This is a genomic window from Pelodictyon clathratiforme (assembly GCF_982375515.1).
The window spans coordinates 591,074-613,885 of sequence record NZ_OZ455102.1 but is presented as its reverse complement, the minus strand read 5'-3'; the positions used below and the strand labels follow the sequence as shown (position 1 = coordinate 613,885).

The 22,812-nt window shown below is 54.6% G+C and carries 10 protein-coding genes; 4 read left to right on the top strand and 6 right to left on the bottom strand.

Annotation, left to right across the window (positions count from 1 at the left end; genetic code table 11):
* Positions 1–39 precede the first annotated feature (39 nt).
* Positions 40–10,875 (bottom strand): T1SS-143 repeat domain-containing protein, encoded by a 10,836-nt coding sequence (locus tag AC56AD_RS03110; RefSeq protein ID WP_499052192.1) that lies wholly within the window; start codon positions 10,873–10,875, stop codon positions 40–42.
* Between the two features lie 158 nt (positions 10,876–11,033).
* Here AC56AD_RS03110 and AC56AD_RS03105 point away from each other — a divergent pair, with 158 nt between their 5' ends.
* Both AC56AD_RS03105 and AC56AD_RS03100 read left to right on the top strand, forming a co-directional pair.
* Complete coding sequence (locus tag AC56AD_RS03105; RefSeq protein ID WP_317623603.1) at positions 11,034–11,201, top strand: hypothetical protein; 168 nt, start codon at positions 11,034–11,036, stop codon at positions 11,199–11,201.
* 28 nt (positions 11,202–11,229) lie between these two features.
* A complete protein-coding gene (locus tag AC56AD_RS03100; RefSeq protein ID WP_317623602.1) occupies positions 11,230–11,388 on the top strand; it encodes a hypothetical protein in 159 nt (52 codons plus the stop codon).
* Here AC56AD_RS03100 and AC56AD_RS03095 read toward each other — a convergent pair.
* The gene (locus AC56AD_RS03095) at positions 11,380–12,261 is read right to left on the bottom strand and encodes an ABC transporter permease (protein ID WP_012507425.1); all 882 of its coding nucleotides are present in this window, start codon (positions 12,259–12,261) and stop codon (positions 11,380–11,382) included. The two genes, AC56AD_RS03100 and AC56AD_RS03095, sit on opposite strands and share 9 nt — an antisense overlap.
* A gap of 150 nt (positions 12,262–12,411) precedes the next feature.
* Between AC56AD_RS03095 and ppdK the strand changes: the two genes are divergently transcribed.
* Both ppdK and uvrA read left to right on the top strand, forming a co-directional pair.
* Positions 12,412–15,162, top strand: coding sequence for a pyruvate, phosphate dikinase (gene ppdK / locus AC56AD_RS03090; RefSeq protein WP_012507424.1), 2,751 nt, complete (start codon positions 12,412–12,414; stop codon positions 15,160–15,162).
* Between the two features lie 245 nt (positions 15,163–15,407).
* Complete coding sequence (uvrA, locus tag AC56AD_RS03085; RefSeq protein WP_012507423.1) at positions 15,408–18,248, top strand: excinuclease ABC subunit UvrA; 2,841 nt, start codon at positions 15,408–15,410, stop codon at positions 18,246–18,248.
* A gap of 69 nt (positions 18,249–18,317) precedes the next feature.
* On the opposite strand, the gene AC56AD_RS03080 is transcribed toward uvrA, so the two are convergent.
* The 4 genes from AC56AD_RS03080 to AC56AD_RS03065 all read right to left on the bottom strand — a co-directional run bounded on the left by AC56AD_RS03080 (position 18,318) and on the right by AC56AD_RS03065 (position 22,209).
* Positions 18,318–19,571, bottom strand: a complete 1,254-nt coding sequence (locus AC56AD_RS03080) for an MFS transporter (protein WP_012507422.1) — start codon at positions 19,569–19,571, stop codon at positions 18,318–18,320.
* Positions 19,572–19,690: 119 nt separating this feature from the next.
* Entirely contained in the window at positions 19,691–20,281 is a 591-nt protein-coding gene (locus tag AC56AD_RS03075; RefSeq protein ID WP_012507421.1) for a UpxY family transcription antiterminator, read from the bottom strand.
* Positions 20,282–20,540: 259 nt separating this feature from the next.
* Positions 20,541–21,287, bottom strand: a complete 747-nt coding sequence (locus AC56AD_RS03070) for a YdcF family protein (RefSeq protein WP_012507420.1) — start codon at positions 21,285–21,287, stop codon at positions 20,541–20,543.
* 529 nt (positions 21,288–21,816) lie between these two features.
* Positions 21,817–22,209, bottom strand: a complete 393-nt coding sequence (locus AC56AD_RS03065; protein WP_012507419.1) for an RpnC/YadD family protein — start codon at positions 22,207–22,209, stop codon at positions 21,817–21,819.
* Positions 22,210–22,812: the final 603 nt, after the last annotated feature.

Genomic DNA, 22,812 nt, shown 5'->3' with positions numbered 1-22,812 from the left:
AATCATTACGGGCGATCGGGATGTCGTCCTCGACTGTGATCAGCAGCGAACTGGCGTTGATGGTGATCTGGTCACCGTCCTTGTCGGGGCGCCACTTGTCTGGTTCAGTTCCAGGGTGAACACCGTGCTGCCGGAGGCGGAGGCGACGAGCTTGTCGGTTATGGTGTCGCTATTGGTATCGACGGCGCTGTAGGTGACCGCATAGCCATTCGAGGTCAGCGTCGGCAGGCCGCTGGCCTGGACCGAGTAGGTGGCGGAGGCATCGGCTCCAACGCTCACCAGGCCGGATATGTTACCGGTCGCTATCGTCGTGTCGGCGGCGGTGTTGTCGAGGTTGCCGCCACTCAGTGCGTCTTCCTGTACGGAGCCTACTACCGTCGCAGTGGTCTGAACCGGGATGTCGTCTTCTACCTCAATCAGCAGAGAGCCGCTGTTGATGGTTATCGCATCGCCATCTTTGTCGGTCGCTACAAGGCCGCCTGACAGGTCGAGCGTCATGATTTCGGTGTCGTCACTGTTGCTGACCGGGTGGTCGAGCTGATCGAGCAGCGTGAAGGTGTAGGCGCCACTTGTCTGGTTCAGTTCCAGGGTGAACACCGTGCTGCCGGAGGCGGAGGCGACGAGCTTGTCGGTTATGGTGTCGCTATTGGTATCGACGGCGCTGTAGGTGACCGTATTGCCATTCGAGGTCAGCGTCGGCAGGCCGCTGGCCTGGACCGAGTAGGTGGCGGAGGCATCGGCTCCAACGCTCACCAGGCCGGATATGTTACCGGTCGCTATCGTCGTGTCGGCGGCGGTGTTGTCGAGGTTGCCGCCACTCAGTGCGTCTTCCTGTACGGAGCCTACTACCGTCGCAGTGGTCTGAACCGGGATGTCGTCTTCTACCTCAATCAGCAGAGAGCCGCTGTTGATGGTTATCGCATCGCCATCTTTGTCGGTCGCTACAAGGCCGCCTGACAGGTCGAGCGTCATGATTTCGGTGTCGTCACTGTTGCTGACCGGGTGGTCGAGCTGATCGAGCAGCGTGAAGGTGTAGGCGCCACTTGTCTGGTTCAGTTCCAGGGTGAACACCGTGCTGCCGGAGGCGGAGGCGACGAGCTTGTCGGTTATGGTGTCGCTATTGGTATCGACGGCGCTGTAGGTGACCGTATTGCCATTCGAGGTCAGCGTCGGCAGGCCGCTGGCCTGGACCGAGTAGGTGGCGGAGGCATCGGCTCCAACGCTCACCAGGCCGGATATGTTACCGGTCGCTATCGTCGTGTCGGCGGCGGTGTTGTCGAGGTTGCCGCCACTCAGTGCGTCTTCCTGTACGGAGCCTACTACCGTCGCAGTGGTCTGAACCGGGATGTCGTCTTCTACCTCAATCAGCAGAGAGCCGCTGTTGATGGTTATCGCATCGCCATCTTTGTCGGTCGCTACAAGGCCGCCTGACAGGTCGAGCGTCATGATTTCGGTGTCGTCACTGTTGCTGACCGGGTGGTCGAGCTGATCGAGCAGCGTGAAGGTGTAGGCGCCACTTGTCTGGTTCAGTTCCAGGGTGAACACCGTGCTGCCGGAGGCGGAGGCGACGAGCTTGTCGGTTATGGTGTCGCTATTGGTATCGACGGCGCTGTAGGTGACCGTATTGCCATTCGAGGTCAGCGTCGGCAGGCCGCTGGCCTGGACCGAGTAGGTGGCGGAGGCATCGGCTCCAACGCTCACCAGGCCGGATATGTTACCGGTCGCTATCGTCGTGTCGGCGGCGGTGTTGTCGAGGTTGCCGCCACTCAGTGCGTCTTCCTGTACGGAGCCTACTACCGTCGCAGTGGTCTGAACCGGGATGTCGTCTTCTACCTCAATCAGCAGAGAGCCGCTGTTGATGGTTATCGCATCGCCATCTTTGTCGGTCGCTACAAGGCCGCCTGACAGGTCGAGCGTCATGATTTCGGTGTCGTCACTGTTGCTGACCGGGTGGTCGAGCTGATCGAGCAGCGTGAAGGTGTAGGCGCCACTTGTCTGGTTCAGTTCCAGGGTGAACACCGTGCTGCCGGAGGCGGAGGCGACGAGCTTGTCGGTTATGGTGTCGCTATTGGTATCGACGGCGCTGTAGGTGACCGTATTGCCATTCGAGGTCAGCGTCGGCAGGCCGCTGGCCTGGACCGAGTAGGTGGCGGAGGCATCGGCTCCAACGCTCACCAGGCCGGATATGTTACCGGTCGCTATCGTCGTGTCGGCGGCGGTGTTGTCGAGGTTGCCGCCACTCAGTGCGTCTTCCTGTACGGAGCCTACTACCGTCGCAGTGGTCTGAACCGGGATGTCGTCTTCTACCTCAATCAGCAGAGAGCCGCTGTTGATGGTTATCGCATCGCCATCTTTGTCGGTCGCTACAAGGCCGCCTGACAGGTCGAGCGTCATGATTTCGGTGTCGTCACTGTTGCTGACCGGGTGGTCGAGCTGATCGAGCAGCGTGAAGGTGTAGGCGCCACTTGTCTGGTTCAGTTCCAGGGTGAACACCGTGCTGCCGGAGGCGGAGGCGACGAGCTTGTCGGTTATGGTGTCGCTATTGGTATCGACGGCGCTGTAGGTGACCGTATTGCCATTCGAGGTCAGCGTCGGCAGGCCGCTGGCCTGGACCGAGTAGGTGGCGGAGGCATCGGCTCCAACGCTCACCAGGCCGGAGATGTTACCGGTCGCTATCGTCGTGTCGGCGGCGGTGTTGTCGAGGTTGCCGCCACTCAGTGCGTCTTCCTGTACGGAGCCTACTACCGTCGCAGTGGTCTGAACCGGGATGTCGTCTTCTACCTCAATCAGCAGAGAGCCGCTGTTGATGGTTATCGCATCGCCATCTTTGTCGGTCGCTACAAGGCCGCCTGACAGGTCGAGCGTCATGATTTCGGTGTCGTCACTGTTGCTGACCGGGTGGTCGAGCTGATCGAGCAGCGTGAAGGTGTAGGCGCCACTTGTCTGGTTCAGTTCCAGGGTGAACACCGTGCTGCCGGAGGCGGAGGCGACGAGCTTGTCGGTTATGGTGTCGCTATTGGTATCGACGGCGCTGTAGGTGACCGTATTGCCATTCGAGGTCAGCGTCGGCAGGCCGCTGGCCTGGACCGAGTAGGTGGCGGAGGCATCGGCTCCAACGCTCACCAGGCCGGATATGTTACCGGTCGCTATCGTCGTGTCGGCGGCGGTGTTGTCGAGGTTGCCGCCACTCAGTGCGTCTTCCTGTACGGAGCCTACTACCGTCGCAGTGGTCTGAACCGGGATGTCGTCTTCTACCTCAATCAGCAGAGAGCCGCTGTTGATGGTTATCGCATCGCCATCTTTGTCGGTCGCTACAAGGCCGCCTGACAGGTCGAGCGTCATGATTTCGGTGTCGTCACTGTTGCTGACCGGGTGGTCGAGCTGATCGAGCAGCGTGAAGGTGTAGGCGCCACTTGTCTGGTTCAGTTCCAGGGTGAACACCGTGCTGCCGGAGGCGGAGGCGACGAGCTTGTCGGTTATGGTGTCGCTATTGGTATCGACGGCGCTGTAGGTGACCGTATTGCCATTCGAGGTCAGCGTCGGCAGGCCGCTGGCCTGGACCGAGTAGGTGGCGGAGGCATCGGCTCCAACGCTCACCAGGCCGGATATGTTACCGGTCGCTATCGTCGTGTCGGCGGCGGTGTTGTCGAGGTTGCCGCCACTCAGTGCGTCTTCCTGTACGGAGCCTACTACCGTCGCAGTGGTCTGAACCGGGATGTCGTCTTCTACCTCAATCAGCAGAGAGCCGCTGTTGATGGTTATCGCATCGCCATCTTTGTCGGTCGCTACAAGGCCGCCTGACAGGTCGAGCGTCATGATTTCGGTGTCGTCACTGTTGCTGACCGGGTGGTCGAGCTGATCGAGCAGCGTGAAGGTGTAGGCGCCACTTGTCTGGTTCAGTTCCAGGGTGAACACCGTGCTGCCGGAGGCGGAGGCGACGAGCTTGTCGGTTATGGTGTCGCTATTGGTATCGACGGCGCTGTAGGTGACCGTATTGCCATTCGAGGTCAGCGTCGGCAGGCCGCTGGCCTGGACCGAGTAGGTGGCGGAGGCATCGGCTCCAACGCTCACCAGGCCGGATATGTTACCGGTCGCTATCGTCGTGTCGGCGGCGGTGTTGTCGAGGTTGCCGCCACTCAGTGCGTCTTCCTGTACGGAGCCTACTACCGTCGCAGTGGTCTGAACCGGGATGTCGTCTTCTACCTCAATCAGCAGAGAGCCGCTGTTGATGGTTATCGCATCGCCATCTTTGTCGGTCGCTACAAGGCCGCCTGACAGGTCGAGCGTCATGATTTCGGTGTCGTCACTGTTGCTGACCGGGTGGTCGAGCTGATCGAGCAGCGTGAAGGTGTAGGCGCCACTTGTCTGGTTCAGTTCCAGGGTGAACACCGTGCTGCCGGAGGCGGAGGCGACGAGCTTGTCGGTTATGGTGTCGCTATTGGTATCGACGGCGCTGTAGGTGACCGTATTGCCATTCGAGGTCAGCGTCGGCAGGCCGCTGGCCTGGACCGAGTAGGTGGCGGAGGCATCGGCTCCAACGCTCACCAGGCCGGATATGTTACCGGTCGCTATCGTCGTGTCGGCGGCGGTGTTGTCGAGGTTGCCGCCACTCAGTGCGTCTTCCTGTACGGAGCCTACTACCGTCGCAGTGGTCTGAACCGGGATGTCGTCTTCTACCTCAATCAGCAGAGAGCCGCTGTTGATGGTTATCGCATCGCCATCTTTGTCGGTCGCTACAAGGCCGCCTGACAGGTCGAGCGTCATGATTTCGGTGTCGTCACTGTTGCTGACCGGGTGGTCGAGCTGATCGAGCAGCGTGAAGGTGTAGGCGCCACTTGTCTGGTTCAGTTCCAGGGTGAACACCGTGCTGCCGGAGGCGGAGGCGACGAGCTTGTCGGTTATGGTGTCGCTATTGGTATCGACGGCGCTGTAGGTGACCGTATTGCCATTCGAGGTCAGCGTCGGCAGGCCGCTGGCCTGGACCGAGTAGGTGGCGGAGGCATCGGCTCCAACGCTCACCAGGCCGGAGATGTTACCGGTCGCTATCGTCGTGTCGGCGGCGGTGTTGTCGAGGTTGCCGCCACTCAGTGCGTCTTCCTGTACGGAGCCTACTACCGTCGCAGTGGTCTGAACCGGGATGTCGTCTTCTACCTCAATCAGCAGAGAGCCGCTGTTGATGGTTATCGCATCGCCATCTTTGTCGGTCGCTACAAGGCCGCCTGACAGGTCGAGCGTCATGATTTCGGTGTCGTCACTGTTGCTGACCGGGTGGTCGAGCTGATCGAGCAGCGTGAAGGTGTAGGCGCCACTTGTCTGGTTCAGTTCCAGGGTGAACACCGTGCTGCCGGAGGCGGAGGCGACGAGCTTGTCGGTTATGGTGTCGCTATTGGTATCGACGGCGCTGTAGGTGACCGTATTGCCATTCGAGGTCAGCGTCGGCAGGCCGCTGGCCTGGACCGAGTAGGTGGCGGAGGCATCGGCTCCAACGCTCACCAGGCCGGATATGTTACCGGTCGCTATCGTCGTGTCGGCGGCGGTGTTGTCGAGGTTGCCGCCACTCAGTGCGTCTTCCTGTACGGAGCCTACTACCGTCGCAGTGGTCTGAACCGGGATGTCGTCTTCTACCTCAATCAGCAGAGAGCCGCTGTTGATGGTTATCGCATCGCCATCTTTGTCGGTCGCTACAAGGCCGCCTGACAGGTCGAGCGTCATGATTTCGGTGTCGTCACTGTTGCTGACCGGGTGGTCGAGCTGATCGAGCAGCGTGAAGGTGTAGGCGCCACTTGTCTGGTTCAGTTCCAGGGTGAACACCGTGCTGCCGGAGGCGGAGGCGACGAGCTTGTCGGTTATGGTGTCGCTATTGGTATCGACGGCGCTGTAGGTGACCGTATTGCCATTCGAGGTCAGCGTCGGCAGGCCGCTGGCCTGGACCGAGTAGGTGGCGGAGGCATCGGCTCCAACGCTCACCAGGCCGGAGATGTTACCGGTCGCTATCGTCGTGTCGGCGGCGGTGTTGTCGAGGTTGCCGCCACTCAGTGCGTCTTCCTGTACGGAGCCTACTACCGTCGCAGTGGTCTGAACCGGGATGTCGTCTTCTACCTCAATCAGCAGAGAGCCGCTGTTGATGGTTATCGCATCGCCATCTTTGTCGGTCGCTACAAGGCCGCCTGACAGGTCGAGCGTCATGATTTCGGTGTCGTCACTGTTGCTGACCGGGTGGTCGAGCTGATCGAGCAGCGTGAAGGTGTAGGCGCCACTTGTCTGGTTCAGTTCCAGGGTGAACACCGTGCTGCCGGAGGCGGAGGCGACGAGCTTGTCGGTTATGGTGTCGCTATTGGTATCGACGGCGCTGTAGGTGACCGTATTACCATTCGAGGTCAGCGTCGGCAGGCCGCTGGCCTGGACCGAGTAGGTGGCGGAGGCATCGGCTCCAACGCTCACCAGGCCGGAGATGTTACCGGTCGCTATCGTCGTGTCGGCGGCGGTGTTGTCGAGGTTGCCGCCACTCAGTGCGTCTTCCTGTACGGAGCCTACTACCGTCGCAGTGGTCTGAACCGGGATGTCGTCTTCTACCTCAATCAGCAGAGAGCCGCTGTTGATGGTTATCGCATCGCCATCTTTGTCGGTCGCTACAAGGCCGCCTGACAGGTCGAGCGTCATGATTTCGGTGTCGTCACTGTTGCTGACCGGGTGGTCGAGCTGATCGAGCAGCGTGAAGGTGTAGGCGCCACTTGTCTGGTTCAGTTCCAGGGTGAACACCGTGCTGCCGGAGGCGGAGGCGACGAGCTTGTCGGTTATGGTGTCGCTATTGGTATCGACGGCGCTGTAGGTGACCGTATTGCCATTCGAGGTCAGCGTCGGCAGGCCGCTGGCCTGGACCGAGTAGGTGGCGGAGGCATCGGCTCCAACGCTCACCAGGCCGGATATGTTACCGGTCGCTATCGTCGTGTCGGCGGCGGTGTTGTCGAGGTTGCCGCCACTCAGTGCGTCTTCCTGTACGGAGCCTACTACCGTCGCAGTGGTCTGAACCGGGATGTCGTCTTCTACCTCAATCAGCAGAGAGCCGCTGTTGATGGTTATCGCATCGCCATCTTTGTCGGTCGCTACAAGGCCGCCTGACAGGTCGAGCGTCATGATTTCGGTGTCGTCACTGTTGCTGACCGGGTGGTCGAGCTGATCGAGCAGCGTGAAGGTGTAGGCGCCACTTGTCTGGTTCAGTTCCAGGGTGAACACCGTGCTGCCGGAGGCGGAGGCGACGAGCTTGTCGGTTATGGTGTCGCTATTGGTATCGACGGCGCTGTAGGTGACCGTATTGCCATTCGAGGTCAGCGTCGGCAGGCCGCTGGCCTGGACCGAGTAGGTGGCGGAGGCATCGGCTCCAACGCTCACCAGGCCGGAGATGTTACCGGTCGCTATCGTCGTGTCGGCGGCGGTGTTGTCGAGGTTGCCGCCACTCAGTGCGTCTTCCTGTACGGAGCCTACTACCGTCGCAGTGGTCTGAACCGGGATGTCGTCTTCTACATTAATCGTGAAGGCACCAAAGGTTGCCAACGGATCACCATCCTGATCGGAAACTCTCAGTATGCTCGAAAAATCAATCGAAAGAGTCTCACTGTCATTACCATTGTTCAGCGGATGATCAAGCTGATCAAGCAACGTAAATACATAGTTTCCGGTGCTCGTATCAACAACCAGCTTAAAGACTGGTCGATCAGTTTGAGAATTATACCCCGCAATACCATCAGAATCGACGTATGCCGTCAGTATATTTCCATCAGGAGTAACATCATAGAGAACCGGCAATCCGGCTGATTTCAGAATCGGTAGATGGCTCGTATCAGCAGATAGCGTAAAGAGATAAGTTCCCGGCTGATCTGCACCTATTGAGACAAGACCAGCTATACTCCCATTCACTGATATCACCTGCGACGGAGTTTCCCGGTTACCTCCATTCAATGCATCTTCATGCACCGTTCTCTGTAATATGCCGACACCGACCGGCACATCATCTTCGATACTGATCGTAAACGTTCCGCTGGTGTTTAACGTGTCGCCATCACTGTCCGTGACCCTCAGGAGGCCCGTCAGGTCCAGCGAAAGTGTTTCGCTGTCATCTCCATCACCACGAGGATGATCGAGCTGATCAAGCAGCGTAAAGGTATAGTCTCCCGTAGCAGGATCAATAACGAGCGTGAAGACCGGATTGCCCCCGGCTGTTGCCGTCAACGTATTAACCGTAACAGCGTAATCGACCCGTATGCCAACGGAACGCAACTCAGGAAGTCCGGATGTATCGCCCGTTAAACCATACGTTCCAGGATTATCAGCCCCGATCTGGAAAAGAGCAGCTAAATTGCCTTGAGCTACCACTGTCTGAGAAGCGGTTTCACGATTTCCGTCCAGCAACGCATCTTCCTGCACTTCACCCACAATCGCACCAGTACCAATCGGCACATCATCTTCAATATTGATGGTGAAGGTTCCTGCAGTCATCAAGGGGTCACCATCTTCATCGGTAACTTGCAGAATGCCTGTCAGATTAAGCTGAAGTATTTCGGTATCATCTCCATCAGCACGAGGATGATCGATGTGATCAATCAGTGTAAAAGTATAGTCTCCCGTAACAGAATCAACAACAAGTGTGAAGACCGGATTGCCCCCGGCTGTTGCTGTCAGCGTATTATCCGTAAAAGTGTACACGACAGACATGCCGGATGAGTACAGCACCGGAAGCCCACTCGTATTGCCAGACAAGCCAAAATTACCCCGCTGATCAGCTCCGATACGGAAAAGCGCCGCCACGTTACCTCGTGCAACGGTGGTTACAGTATCTCCATCCGTTATGCCGTCAGGTAGTTCATCTTCATCGACATTGCCCACAATCGTCCCCGAACCAACCGGCACATCATCTTCAACATTGATGATAAAGGTTCCTGTCGTAATCAACGGATCGCCATCACTGTCGGTGACCTCGAGGATGCTCGTCAGGTTCAGCGGAAGGATTTCGTTATCGTCGCCATTGGCAAGTGGATGATCAAGCTGGGCAAGCAGCGTAAAGGTATAGACACCCGTAACGGAATCGAGCTCCAGCGTAAAGACCGGAATGCTCCCGGATGATGCTGTCAGAATATTATTCTTTACCGAATAGGTGACCGCCACCCCCGCCGAAGTCAGATCCTGACGCAAGCCTCCGGTTTCGGATGACAAACCATAGCGCCCAGGCTGATCGGCACCTGCAGAGAAAAGTCCGGATATATTACCTGTCGCAACCGTGTTAAAAGCATCACTGTCCGTTATACCTAAAGGCAACTCATCCTCGTCAACATTGCCCGTAACCAGGCCGCTGCCAACGGGCACATCATCTTCAACATTGATCGTGAATGTTCCGGCTGAAGCAGAGTGATCGCCATCGCTGTCGGTTGCCTGAAGGATACTTGTCAGGTCAAGCGGAAGGATTTCGTTATCATCCCCATTGGTCAAAGGATGATCCAGGCGGTCGGAGAGCGTAAACGTATAGTCACCCGTTGCAGGATCAAGAACAAGCGTAAAGACCGTTCCTCCCCCGGCTGTTGCAGTCAGCGTATTGCCCGTAACAACATAAGTAACAGGATCCCCCGCCGAAGTCAGACCCTGGGGCAGACCACCGGTGTTGGTCAACAAACCATAGGTCAGCGGCTGATCGGCGCCCGCAGAGAACAGGCTGGATATATTGCCTGTTGCAACCGTAGTCACCCCATCACCATCCGGTATACCAAACGGAAGCTCATCTTCATCGACACTGCCCGCAATGCCGCCAACACCGATCGGCACATCATTCTCAACAATAATCGTAAACCCGTTATCAACCGTTATCGCATCACCATCCCTGTCGGTAACAACAATAGCGCTGGAGAGATCAAGAGTGATGGTGCCCTCCTCACCGGATCCGGGAGGTTGATCAAACGGAGCAGACAGCGTAAAGGTAAAAGCACCCGTAGACGGATCAAGAACAAGCGTAAAGACCGGACCGGAAGGAACAGAAGCCGTCAACGTATTGCCGGATACCGTAAAGCTGAGCGGAACTCCGTTCGAAGTCCAGCCAAACGCATCAAGCCCCGTGGTTTGCAAACTGAAGGTTACCGGCACATCAGCTCCCGTATCAATCAATGGAGCAACACTGCCCGTTGCCACCATCGTATCCTCCGGAGTATCACGGTTACCCTCCAGAAGAGCATCCTCCTGAACCGAAGCCGTCACCTCTGCTGTATTATTTTTCGGAACATCATCGAACGGTAAAGAGGAGTATGTCATCGAAATGGGCGCCAGCGGAACCATCGGCTCCACCGCAGCAAAGGTGACCGGTTCAACCGGAATTACCAGTCGCTCATCAAAAGTGCCACGACCCTCAAGCAAGGGGCTGTAACCTGCCGAACGACGGCTCGTTGATGCATTATATTTCCCTGTATAAGCCCACAAAAGGTAGGGGGGCGTATTAACTGACTCAACAGCACGCTCGACACGGACAAATCCATGAAGACGGTTACCACTCTGAGGATTGTTTTCGATCACAACAGGCGGTTCGGGACTGTCAGAGGTTTCCAGCCCGACGGGCGGCGCATCACTCCCCGCCTCGGCAACCAATCCCGCAATATCCTTGTCCGCAGGAGCAAAAAGCCCAGCACCCAAGACGACCTCCTTGCCCTCGGTAACCCTTAACACAGCACCATTCGTAGTCCGAAGCACAACCAGACTTCCAGTTTCTGTATGAATAACCTCACCCTCATAAACCATATCCCCTGCCTGCAGAAGACGGCTGGTTCCATCTTCAAGTTCTGCCCAGACTTTACCAATAATCTCTGAGACAGTTGCGAGCGAAATCGTATTATCGATACTCATTGGTACTTTAGGTATAATTAAGCTATGAAAAGCAAAGTTGCTATTAAGTACGTCAAATCATCATCCTTAACCAAACAAAAACAAACACAACGCATACAGGGAACGCACCTGCGCATATAAAATGTATAATACTCCATAATAAAATACTAATATTTGCCATGAAAAAAATCGGAATTCTCCTTTCAGGCTGCGGATTTCCTGATGGATCCGAGATTCAGGAAGCGGTGCTGACCCCTCTTGCACCTGCATCGCACCCTTTTATTGCAGCAAAACTTCCGGGCTGTGAACATATTGACCTGAAACATATTGACCTAACCAGAGAATGATCCGGAAAGTTCGGCAGCGATCGAGGCAATGGGTGCCCGCCCTATCGAATGCCCTGTCGGGGAGTGCATTGTCAGCCAGAAAGGAAAAAGAGTCAGCACACCAGCAGCCTACATGCTCGAAACATCAATAGCCGAAGTGGCCAAAGGCATAGAAAAACATGCTGGAGAGCTGATCTGCCTAATCTGATTTGCGGTTTTTTTCAAACGCAGTACCCGCATCCCTCGGCGCTGAAGCCCTGCCAACAAATCCGGCAAGCACAACCAGCGTTATGACATAAGGGAGTGACTGCACCAACTGCGAGGGAATCCACCCCGTCTGGAGCCAAATCTCCATCGATTCGGTCGTTGCAAAAAACAAACTTGCAAGTGCAGCTCCAGCCGGGTTCCACTTGCCGATAATCATAGCCGCAAGAGCGATATAACCCCGCCCGGCCGACATATTATCAGTAAAGGTATGCTGCTGAAAAACAAGAAAAGCTCCACCAAGAGCCGCAAGTGCACCAGAAACAAGCACGCCGGAATAGCGCATGCGATCCACATTGATACCTGCACTGTCGGCCGTTTCAGCACTTTCACCCGTTGCCCGAAGCCTCAGACCATAAGGAGTCCTGAAAAGCACCAGATAACCTGCAACAACAGAGAGCACAGCAGCAAGAAAAAGAGGATCAAGCAAAAGAGAGGGAACCGCAATACCGGCAATCCGCTCCGAATTCATCGAACTTCCGAACAACAGGCTGAGCCCAAAACGGGTAGCGCCCATAACAAGAATATTGATAGCAATACCGGCAACAATCTGGTCAGCCTTCAAGGTAACCGTCACAAAAGCAAAAAGCAGCGCAACACAAAGGCCGCACACCAGAGCCAGCAAAATGCCCGCCAGGGCCGACCCGCTCCGGTACTGACCAAAAGCCGCACCAAACGCACCAACAAGCATCATCCCCTCAAGTGCCAGATTAACCACCCCGCCCCGCTCCGAAAACGTTGCCCCAACAGAGGTAAGCACATAGGGAACGGCAAGACGCAAGATTTGCAGAAAAATAACAAGAGGATCAATTTCCATAATAAATCAGAATGAAATATCCTTTACGGTAGTTTTTACAGCGGCTTTTTAGTAAACTTCAGTTTCGATAAAAGTAGTCAACTTCACCTGTTTTTTCACCACATGCATTTCCTTTATCTGGTAAAAAAACACAATCACTCATGAAACATTATGCCACAATCTGAGATTACCAACGAAAAGGCCGGCAGTAAACAATACATCTACAGTTTCTCGGGCGGCTCTTCTGAAGGTGATGCGTCCATGAAAAACCTGCTCGGCGGCAAAGGCGCCAACCTTGCCGAGATGGCAAACATCGGTCTGCCGGTTCCTCCCGGCTTCACCATTTCAACCGAAGTTTGCACCTACTACTACGAAAATCAAAAAAACTACCCCAAAAATCTATTCGAGCAAGGAATCCCCGATGCGCTCCGCAAAATTGAAGAGACGCTCGGCAAAAAATTTGGAGACCCCGAAAACCCCCTCCTGGTCTCCGTCCGTTCAGGTGCAAGAGCCTCAATGCCCGGCATGATGGACACCATTCTCAACCTTGGTCTCAATGCACAAACCGTTGACGGCCTTGCAAAAAAATCAGGAAACCCCCGCTTCGCATGGGACTGCTACCGCCGTTTCGTGCAAATGTACGGAGATGTCGTGCTTGACCTCAAACCGACCGACAAAAAACAGATCGACCCCTTCGAAAAAATCCTTGAAGCAAAAAAACACGAGCTCGGCATCGAGCTCGACACAGAATTCACCGTTGAAGACCTCCAAAGTATCGTCGCTGACTATAAAACCGCAATTCTTGAAAAAACCGGCAAAACCTTCCCTGAAGACCCACACGAACAGCTCATCGGAGCAATCGGAGCCGTCTTCAACAGTTGGAACAACGAGCGGGCAATTGTATACCGCAAGCTCAACCACATTCCCGGTTATTGGGGCACCGCCTGCAACGTCCAGGCAATGGTCTTCGGCAACATGGGCCTCGATTGCGGAACCGGCGTAGCCTTCACGCGCGACGCCGCAACCGGCGACAACATCTTCTATGGTGAGTTTCTGATGAATGCCCAGGGAGAGGATGTGGTAGCCGGAACCAGAACCCCTCTGAAAATTGAACAACTCAAGGCCGAAAATCCAGGCATCTACGACCAGCTCGAAGAGATTCGCTCCATTCTCGAACACCACTACCACGACATGATGGACATCGAGTTCACCATCGAGAACAACATACTCTTCATGCTCCAGTGCAGGGTCGGCAAACGCACCGGCATGGCCGCAGTAAAAATAGCCGTTGACATGTTCAACGAAAAACTGATTGACGAAAAAGAGGCACTGCTGCGCATCGAGCCCGAACAACTCAACCAGTTGCTCCGGCCCGTCTTCGACATGAAAGAGAAGCAGGCAGCCATTCAGGAAGGACGACTCCTTGCAACAGGACTGAATGCCGGCCCTGGCGCCGCTACCGGCAAAATCTATTTCAACGCCGTCGATGCCTACGAAGCCGGAAAACGCGGAGAAGCGGTCATTCTTGTCCGCATCGAAACCTCCCCCGAAGACATCAAGGGCATGGATGCATCAGAAGGTATCCTCACCGAAAGAGGCGGCATGACCTCACACGCCGCACTGGTAGCCCGTCAGATGGGCAAGGTCTGCGTCGCAGGATGCGGAGCGCTCAGCATCGACTACCAGAGAGGAGAACTGCGGGTACAAGGCAACGATATTGTCCTGCATGAAGGTGATTACATCTCCATCGACGGCAGCACCGGAGAGGTCATTGCCGGAAAAGTAGCGACCAAAAACTCCGAAATCATCGAAGTACTCGTCGACAAGAGCCTCAAACCCGAAGATGCCCCGACATGGCCGATCTACCAGCAGCTCATGGAATGGGCCGATAAATACCGCAAACTCAACATCCGCACCAACGCCGACCAGCCCGACCAGGCAGAAATCGCCATCACCTTCGGCGCCGAAGGCATCGGCCTCTGCCGCACCGAACACATGTTCTTCGGCGGAGAGCGCATTGACGCCATGCGCGAAATGATTCTGGCCGACGATGTAGACGGCCGCAAAATAGCGCTTGAAAAACTGCTGCCATACCAGCGCGACGACTTCTACGGACTCTTCAAGGCAATGGGTTCACGCCCGGTCACCATCCGGCTTCTCGACCCACCTCTCCACGAGTTCCTGCCACACACCGACGACGAAATAAGGGCACTCTCCATCAAAATTGGCAGATCCTTTGAAGAGATCAAAGAGCGTATCGGCGATCTGCATGAATTTAACCCCATGCTCGGCCTTCGGGGCTGCCGACTCGGCATCCTGCACCCCGAAATCACCGTCATGCAGGTGCGGGCAATTATCGAAGCCGCATGCAAACTCAAAAAAGAGGGGCTCGAAGTAGTACCAGAAATCATGGTGCCACTTGTCAGCACCGTCAAAGAGCTTGAAATCACCAGCGAAGTGATCCACAAAACAGCACGCAGCGTCATAGCCGAACAAGGCACAGGCGTCAAATACCTCGTCGGCACCATGATCGAAGTACCCCGTGCAGCCATCACCTCCGACCAGATTGCCACCGCAGCCGACTTCTTCAGCTACGGCACCAACGACCTCACCCAGATGGGCCTCGGCATGAGCCGTGACGACTCAGGCCAATTCCTGCCCATCTACCAGCAACATGAAATCTTCGCACGCAACCCCTTCGAATCCATCGACAAGGATGGCGTGGGCCGACTCATGAGCATCTCGGCAAAAGAGGGACGGGCCGTCAAACCAGAACTCAAACTCGGCATCTGCGGCGAACACGGCGGCGATCCATCAACCGTCGAATTCTGCCACCAGTTGGGACTGAACTACGTCTCATGCAGCCCCTACAGAGTACCGATTGCCCGCCTTGCCGCTGCAAGAGCAGCACTGAAAGGGTAAACCAAAAGCAGCAACATCACGGGTACCAAACGAAAAAGGCGGCAATTGCCGCCTTTTTCATGAACTATCCCCACAAACAATCCCCGCACTGTTTTCCCTTTTTCGGCTTGCTTCTGCCAAATAATTTCCATATTCAGAAAAGTCGTACAAAGAAACCAGAGCCACCATTTTACCGTTGAGCAAGGCATAATCAAACAACGATTACCGCCCACACAGCAAAAAAAGAAAGAGCGCAAACAACACACATGGAATTCAGCCATATCAACATCCGGGGAGCACGAGTCCACAATCTCAAAAACATCTCCCTCGACATTCCACGCAACAAATTTGTTGTCATAACCGGCCTCTCAGGATCGGGAAAATCAAGCCTCGCCTTCGACACCATCTACGCCGAAGGTCAGCGCCGCTTCATGGAAACACTCTCGCCCTACGCCCGCCAATACATCGGCAGCATAGAACGCCCCGACGTTGACTATATCGAAGGACTCTCACCCGTCATCTCCATCGACCAGAAGAGCACCAACCGCTCACCCCGGTCAACAGTCGGCACCATCACCGAAATTCACGACTTTATCCGTCTCCTCTACGCCAAAGCAGGACGACGCTACGACCCCGTCACCGGCGCCATGCTCCAGCAGCAAAGCGAAGAGAGCATCGGCGAAGCCATACTCGCCCTCCCACAAGGCACCAAAATACAGATACTCTCCCCCCTCGTCACCGGACGCAAAGGGCACTATCGCGAACTCTTCGAACGACTCCTCCTCAAAGGCTTTCTCAGGGTCCGCATCGACGGAAAATACCGCGAAATGGAAAAGGAGATGCAGATCGAACGCTACAAAAGCCACTCCATAGAACTCGTAGTCGACCGCCTGGTCATCAGCCCCGACTGCGAAGATCGCCTCAGAGACGCAATCAGCATGGCCATAACCATGTCAGAACACCGCTCAACCGTCATCTGCGACCCGATGGAGAGCCAGCTCAAAGAGCTCACCTTCAGCACACGCTACGCCTACTCCGACGGCTCCGTACCCGTCGACACCCTTGCGCCAAACCACTTCAGCTTCAACTCCCCCTACGGCGCATGCCCTGAATGCAACGGCCTCGGAGAGCTCATGCAGCTTTCAGGAGAGCTGATGACCCCCGACCTCACCCTCTCGCTCAACGACGGCGGGCTCGACCCATTCGGAAAATCAGGAAAACGCAACCTCTGGCAAGTCATCAGGGCAATCGCAAGAGAGTTCAACTTCACCCTCGACACCCCATTGACCGACATTCCACAAGAGGCAATGAAAATCCTTCTCGAAGGATCCGGCACCCGAACCTTCGACGTCAGCTACAGCTACTCCGGCCACGACACCCTCTACCCGCAACCCTTTCCCGGAGCCCTCCCCTACGTCGAAGAGATCCTCAAAAATGCCAGCTCCTCAAAAATACGCGAGTGGGCCGAAAACTACATGCTCCGCAAACCATGCCCCTCATGCAAAGGAGCAAGACTGCGCAAAGAGAGCCTGCTGGTCAAAATAAACGAGATCAACATAGCACAGGCAGAATCACTCACCCTGCCCGAATCCCTCGCCTTCTTCAAGGCGCTCCCCGGCAACCTCAGCACAAAAGAGCAACTTGTTGCCACACCCATACTGCACGAAATCGTCAAACGCCTTGAATTTCTCCTCAACGTCGGGCTCAGCTACCTCTCAATCGACCGCAGCTCACAAACACTCTCCGGCGGCGAAGCACAACGCATACGACTCGCCTCACAGCTCGGCTCACAACTCAGCGGCGTCCTCTACGTCCTCGACGAACCAAGCATCGGACTCCACCAGCGCGACAACCACAAACTCATCACCTCACTCAAACGGCTCAGAGACCTCGGCAACACCGTCCTCGTCGTCGAACACGACAAAGAGACCATGCTCGAAGCCGACGAAATCATCGACCTCGGACCAGGAGCAGGCGAATACGGCGGAGAAATAGTCGCCCAGGGAGCCGCCGCCACCCTCGACCCCAACTCACTCACCGCAGGATACCTCAACGGAGAACGGCAGGTATACTGCAAAAAAGAGGAAAAAACAGACCCTGAGGAACAACAATTCCTGCGGCTCAAAGGGTGCCGGGGCAACAACCTCAAAAACATCGACATCACCATTCCCCTCCGCTCACTCGTCAGCATCACCGGAGTCAGCGGATCAGGCAAATCCACCATCATCAACGAAACCCTCTACCCAATCCTTGCGCGCCACTTCTACCGCTCCAAACTGCACACCTATCCCTACGACAGCATCGAAGGCATAAAACAGCTCGACAAAGTAGTCAACGTCGACCAATCACCCATAGGCCGCACTCCCCGCTCCAACCCCGCAACCTACACCGGAGCCTTCACCTTCATCCGCGACTTCTTCACCCGCATGCCCGAAGCGCAGATCAGAGGATACAAAGCCGGAAGGTTCAGCTTCAACGTCAAAGGAGGACGATGCGAAGTGTGCCAGGGAGCCGGAACCCGAAAAATCGAAATGAACTTTCTTCCCGACGTCTACGTCCAATGCGAAAACTGCAAGGGAGAACGCTACAACCGCGAAACCCTGCTCGTCAAATACCGAGGAAAATCCATCGCCGATGTACTCGAAATGACCATCACCGAAGCCGCAGAATTCTTCACCGACTTCCCCCGGATACTGCGCATCCTCACCACCATGCAAAGCGTCGGACTCGGCTACCTCAAGCTCGGCCAACCCTCCCCCATGCTCTCAGGCGGAGAGGCACAACGCATCAAACTCTCGGCAGAACTCGCCAAAATACAGACCGGCAACACCCTCTACATCCTCGACGAACCCACAACCGGACTCCACTTCCAGGACATCCAGCACCTGCTCGAAGTACTCCGCAAACTCGTCGACAAAGGCAACAGCGTCATCATCATCGAACACAACCTCGACATCATCAAAAACAGCGACTGGATAATCGACATCGGCCCCGAAGGAGGCAACGAAGGCGGCAACATCATCGCCGAAGGCACCCCCGAACAGATTGCCCAAACAGAACACTCCTACACCGGCCAATTTTTAAAAGCAGAGATGGGAATAGTGTAAAGGCGTCAAATACACGCAGTCAACAACGTCCCCCTTCTTGTTGTCTTGTTGTGGGTTTGAAGGAGGAGATCAGAGAAACTCCTCGTAGTAATCCAGATCCTTGTGGAAGGTCTCCTCAAGAGCGCTGAGAGAGAGAAAAGCAGCCGTCACGCAGATGGCGCCAACCAGCAGCGCCCCCGACTCCAGCCCGAACAGGCCACGGAAAAACTGAAAGAGCATGGTAATCGGCACCACCATGCCACGCACCAGATTAGGCACCGTCGTAGCAACCGTAGCACGAAGATTGGTGCCAAACTGTTCCGCCGCAACCGTAACAAAAATAGCCCAATAACCACCCGCAAAACCAAGAACAGCACAGACCACATAAAAAAACTGCGGGCTCTGATGACCCTGCAGAAAATAGAGCGCCACGGCGCCAACCGTCAGCAGCATAAACAACAGAATAACCTTTTTCCGGCTCTGCAACAGTTGACTCAACAAGCCGCTCGAAAGATCCCCGAAAACCAGACCAAGATAACAGTACATCACCGCATTGCCAGCCGAAACCGGCCCGGAAATACCAAGCTCAACACCAAACTCAGGCGAAAAAGTAATCAGCACCCCCACAACAAACCAGATCGGCACCCCAATCATGATCGAATTGATATAACGGAAAAAACGGCCACGATCCGTAAACAGAGCCAACATATTCCCCCGGCTCATCCCGCTCTTCGCCTCCATCGCCTTAAACATCCCCGACTCAGCAACCCTCACACGCGCAACAAGCAGCAACAGCCCAAGCCCCCCGCCAATAAAAAAAGCATTATGCCACTCATACGTATTCGCCACAATATTGGCAAGTATCGCCCCCGAAACACCAATCGAAGCCACAAGCATCGTCCCGTAACCCCGTATACGCGTATGCAACACCTCCGAAACCAGCGTAATACCCGCCCCAAGCTCCCCGGCAAGCCCGACACCAGCCACAAAACGCAACACCGCATAAGCCGGCAGCGACGAAACAAAACCATTTGCAATATTGGCAAGCGAATAGAGCAGAATCGAAGCAAACATAATCTTCAGCCGCCCCTTCCTGTCGCCAAGCCAGCCCCACAGAATACCACCAACCAGCATACCAATCATCTGCATATTCAGCAGATAAACCCCATAATCAATCAACTCCTTCCCCGACAACCCGAACGACTTCAAACTCGGCACCCGCACAATACTGAAAAGCACCAGATCGTAAATATCAACAAAATAACCCAGCGCCGCCACAATCACCGGCAGACTGAAAACATCCCGTATCGACGCATGCTCCCCTTTTTGCACAAAACCCTCCATTAAGCCCCCTGCAGAAACTCCTGCAAAAATAAAAAAAATCACCTCTCCAGAGTCTCACCCCAACAACCCGCCGAGGCCCCCACTCAATTTCAACTAAGCCAGCACAACACGCGACCACCTCACAAGCGAAGCAAATGCTTCTCCACAGACGCAAGCTTACCACTCAACGGCGCCACACCCTGAACCGGCGAAGGAGCAACCGCAATCGGCGCCAACACATCAGGAAAAATCGTCACCTCAACACCCTGCATAATACTCTCAAAAAAAACAACCAACCGCGACTCCCTCCCCTGCTTCACCACAACCCCCTCAAAATCCTTAAACGGACCAGCAAGCACCTTCACCCTCTGACCCGCCGGAAGAGAAACCACATGACGATGAATCGCATCCGGCTCCCTCACCAACTGCTTCAACCAATCAATATCCCGCTGCACAATGACCGAAGGCACTCTCCCGATCCCGATAAACTTCACCACACCCTCCGTATCAAGCACACGGATCTTCTCCCTCACCAAATCAATATTAACAAACACATAACCCCTGAACAACGGCTCAGAAACCCTCTTCTTCCGGTCACTCCACTGCTTCCAGGTATCAAGCAACGGCAAAAAACTCACAACACCCTGCTCCAGCAACAACTGATAAACCTTCTTCTCATACCGAGAACGAACATAAACAGCATACCACAGCAAATTCCGAACATCATCCATTCGACAAACACAATAATGTTAACCAACCCTCAAAAAAAAGAAGATAACAACTACGCCCCACTAATGAAAATCCCCCCTTGGGGACGTTGTTGATTCCGTGTACTTCCTCAAAAAAAGGGGGACGAAAAGGGGGACGTTGTTGACTCCGTGTATTTACGACCGCAAAGTCAACATTGAAAACACGGTATGTTCTTCGGAAGTACACGCAGTCAACAACGTCCCCATCTCCTGTTTCCGGCGAACGGGACGGAGTCACCACTTATTTTGTAACCCAATAGAAAAGCAAGCCGATCACCTCACGCAATGCCCTGTCGGACTGCGCAAGCGCCTCGGCATTCGGCAAAAAAGAGAGCACCGTCAATGGGCTCTTCTCACTGGTCTGATAATCCACCAAAAAAGGCTCAACAGCAAACCCCGCACGTTCAAACAAAAAACGCGCCCGACGCATATGAAAAGCACTGGTAACAAGAATAATTCTCCTCGGAACTCCTTTTTTTGAAGCACCGAGCAACACACTTGCCGCAGCAGCTTCATCCGCCGTATTACCCGCCTTACCCGTCAAACGGATAGCCGATTGCGGCACACCAAGCAGCAAAGCCCTTTTCGCCAGCAACTCACCCTCAGGCACCACACCCGGCTGCCACGGCACCTGCCCACGAGTAAAAACCACCACAGGAGCTCTTCCCGCCTTGAAAAGCTCAACGCCACCATCAAACCGATCCACAGCACCACCCCACTCCCCCAGCGGCGCCCCGTCAACCGTCACAATCATACCACTCAACACAACAATCGCATCAGCCTTCCCGACACTGCTGACCGGCACTCTCCCCTCGCCAACCTCAACAGAACGCATCAAAAAATCACTCATCACAGGCATACTGAACGCCAAAAGCAGCAGAGTTCCAAGCCAAAGAAAAAAGCTGTTGCGCAACAGCAATCCAGCCAGCAGACACAACAGGCTGAACCCCGACGGCAAAACAAGAAGAGGCAGAATTTTATTGATCATACGACATTGGAGACGTTGTTGACTAAGTGTACTTCAGCTCAAAACATTGGGGACGTTGTTGACTACGTGTACTTCAGCTCAAAAACACAGGGACGTTGTTGACTGCGTGTACTCATGAACGAAAAGCACAACCTGTTTCGACGTCAAGAGTGAATGACCACCATATTTGCGGAATACGTTTGATCACAAGCTCACCCCCGGCTTGAAGGAAATCATAAACTGGTACTATAAACAGCTCTCATATGCAAGACTCCCCGTTAAAATCCTGCAATAAACAATAATCAAACCTCTCTTGAGCAATGAGACACTCTTTTTCCGGCTCTTGACCCACTTCCAGATGCATTTTGACTCCATCACGAGCAATCTCAAGCGTTCACTGATGGTTCTTCCCTGAAGAGCACAATGATATCAGGCAGTTTCACTCTTCTTCCGGTGATACAGGTGTGATATCTCCAAACACTTCGCCTTTGCCTGCAAGAAGCGATGAGCGTTGAGATTTTTTCAATAATGCAATTATCGCTCTTTCTCTCTAAGAGAGAATCGTCACAATAACAGAGGCCTGCTTGACCGAAGGCTTATCTCCCAACCATCTCAAAGTTCCGTTTTCATAGCAAGCTTCATAACTCTGCGAGATAATTGTCTCTATCCAGTCCGGTTCTTCACGAAAAAATTTCTTTTGATGAAAAACGGCCTCCAAGGTCGGCGCAGTGAGGACAGCATCGTCCCATGAATGCAAATCCTCCTCAGAAGCGCAGCTTACCATCTCTAATGCCCATGCAGGCAAAGCACCAAAGCGACATTCCAGTTGCATGCACAAGAACCGGCGCTTACCCTCCAAACGGCCTATGACACGACCCTCGGCCTGACCCTCAATAGAGCCCTTGTCATAGCCTATCCTTTCTATACTCGTGATATATCTCATTTTTTGCTCTCCACAATAGCTCACAGCCCTTCCACAAAAAAACCGGCAAACCAGTACAACGTGAAATCGTTTGGCCCGACGATCAAATGCACTCCACCCGGCCTGTTCATTCGACAAAAAAGAAAGATCAGAAACTCCCCCCCTCTGGAAGCAAGGATTTATGTAACGATCTTTTATAAAAATAGTTCACTCTCCTTTTGGAGAAAATTATACGGCACCATGAGAATGGCTTCGGCCCATGCCTCCAGCCCCCTTTCAGATGCGCGGCTTAATTTCCCGGGTGCTCACTCTGACCTGCCTGCCAATGTATCCCCATCAAACTTCGCCTGCCTCACCAAACGAGAAAAACCATCAGCTCCTGTATGCGACACAATATTTATCTTCACTCTGCTCTTATCTGTAGACCAGCCTAACTGTTGGACAAGCATATCAGCCAATGCTTCCAGTATGGTGTTTACCCCCAGACCCTTCCACTGCATGTGCTGAAACCAATACTGGTTTTTTCCAGGCAAATGTATCAGCTAATTGTTCAACAATTATTGGATTCAACAAAGCATCTACAAAGAGAGATGCTGCATCGGGGTCACCGGACTTAGCCGCAAG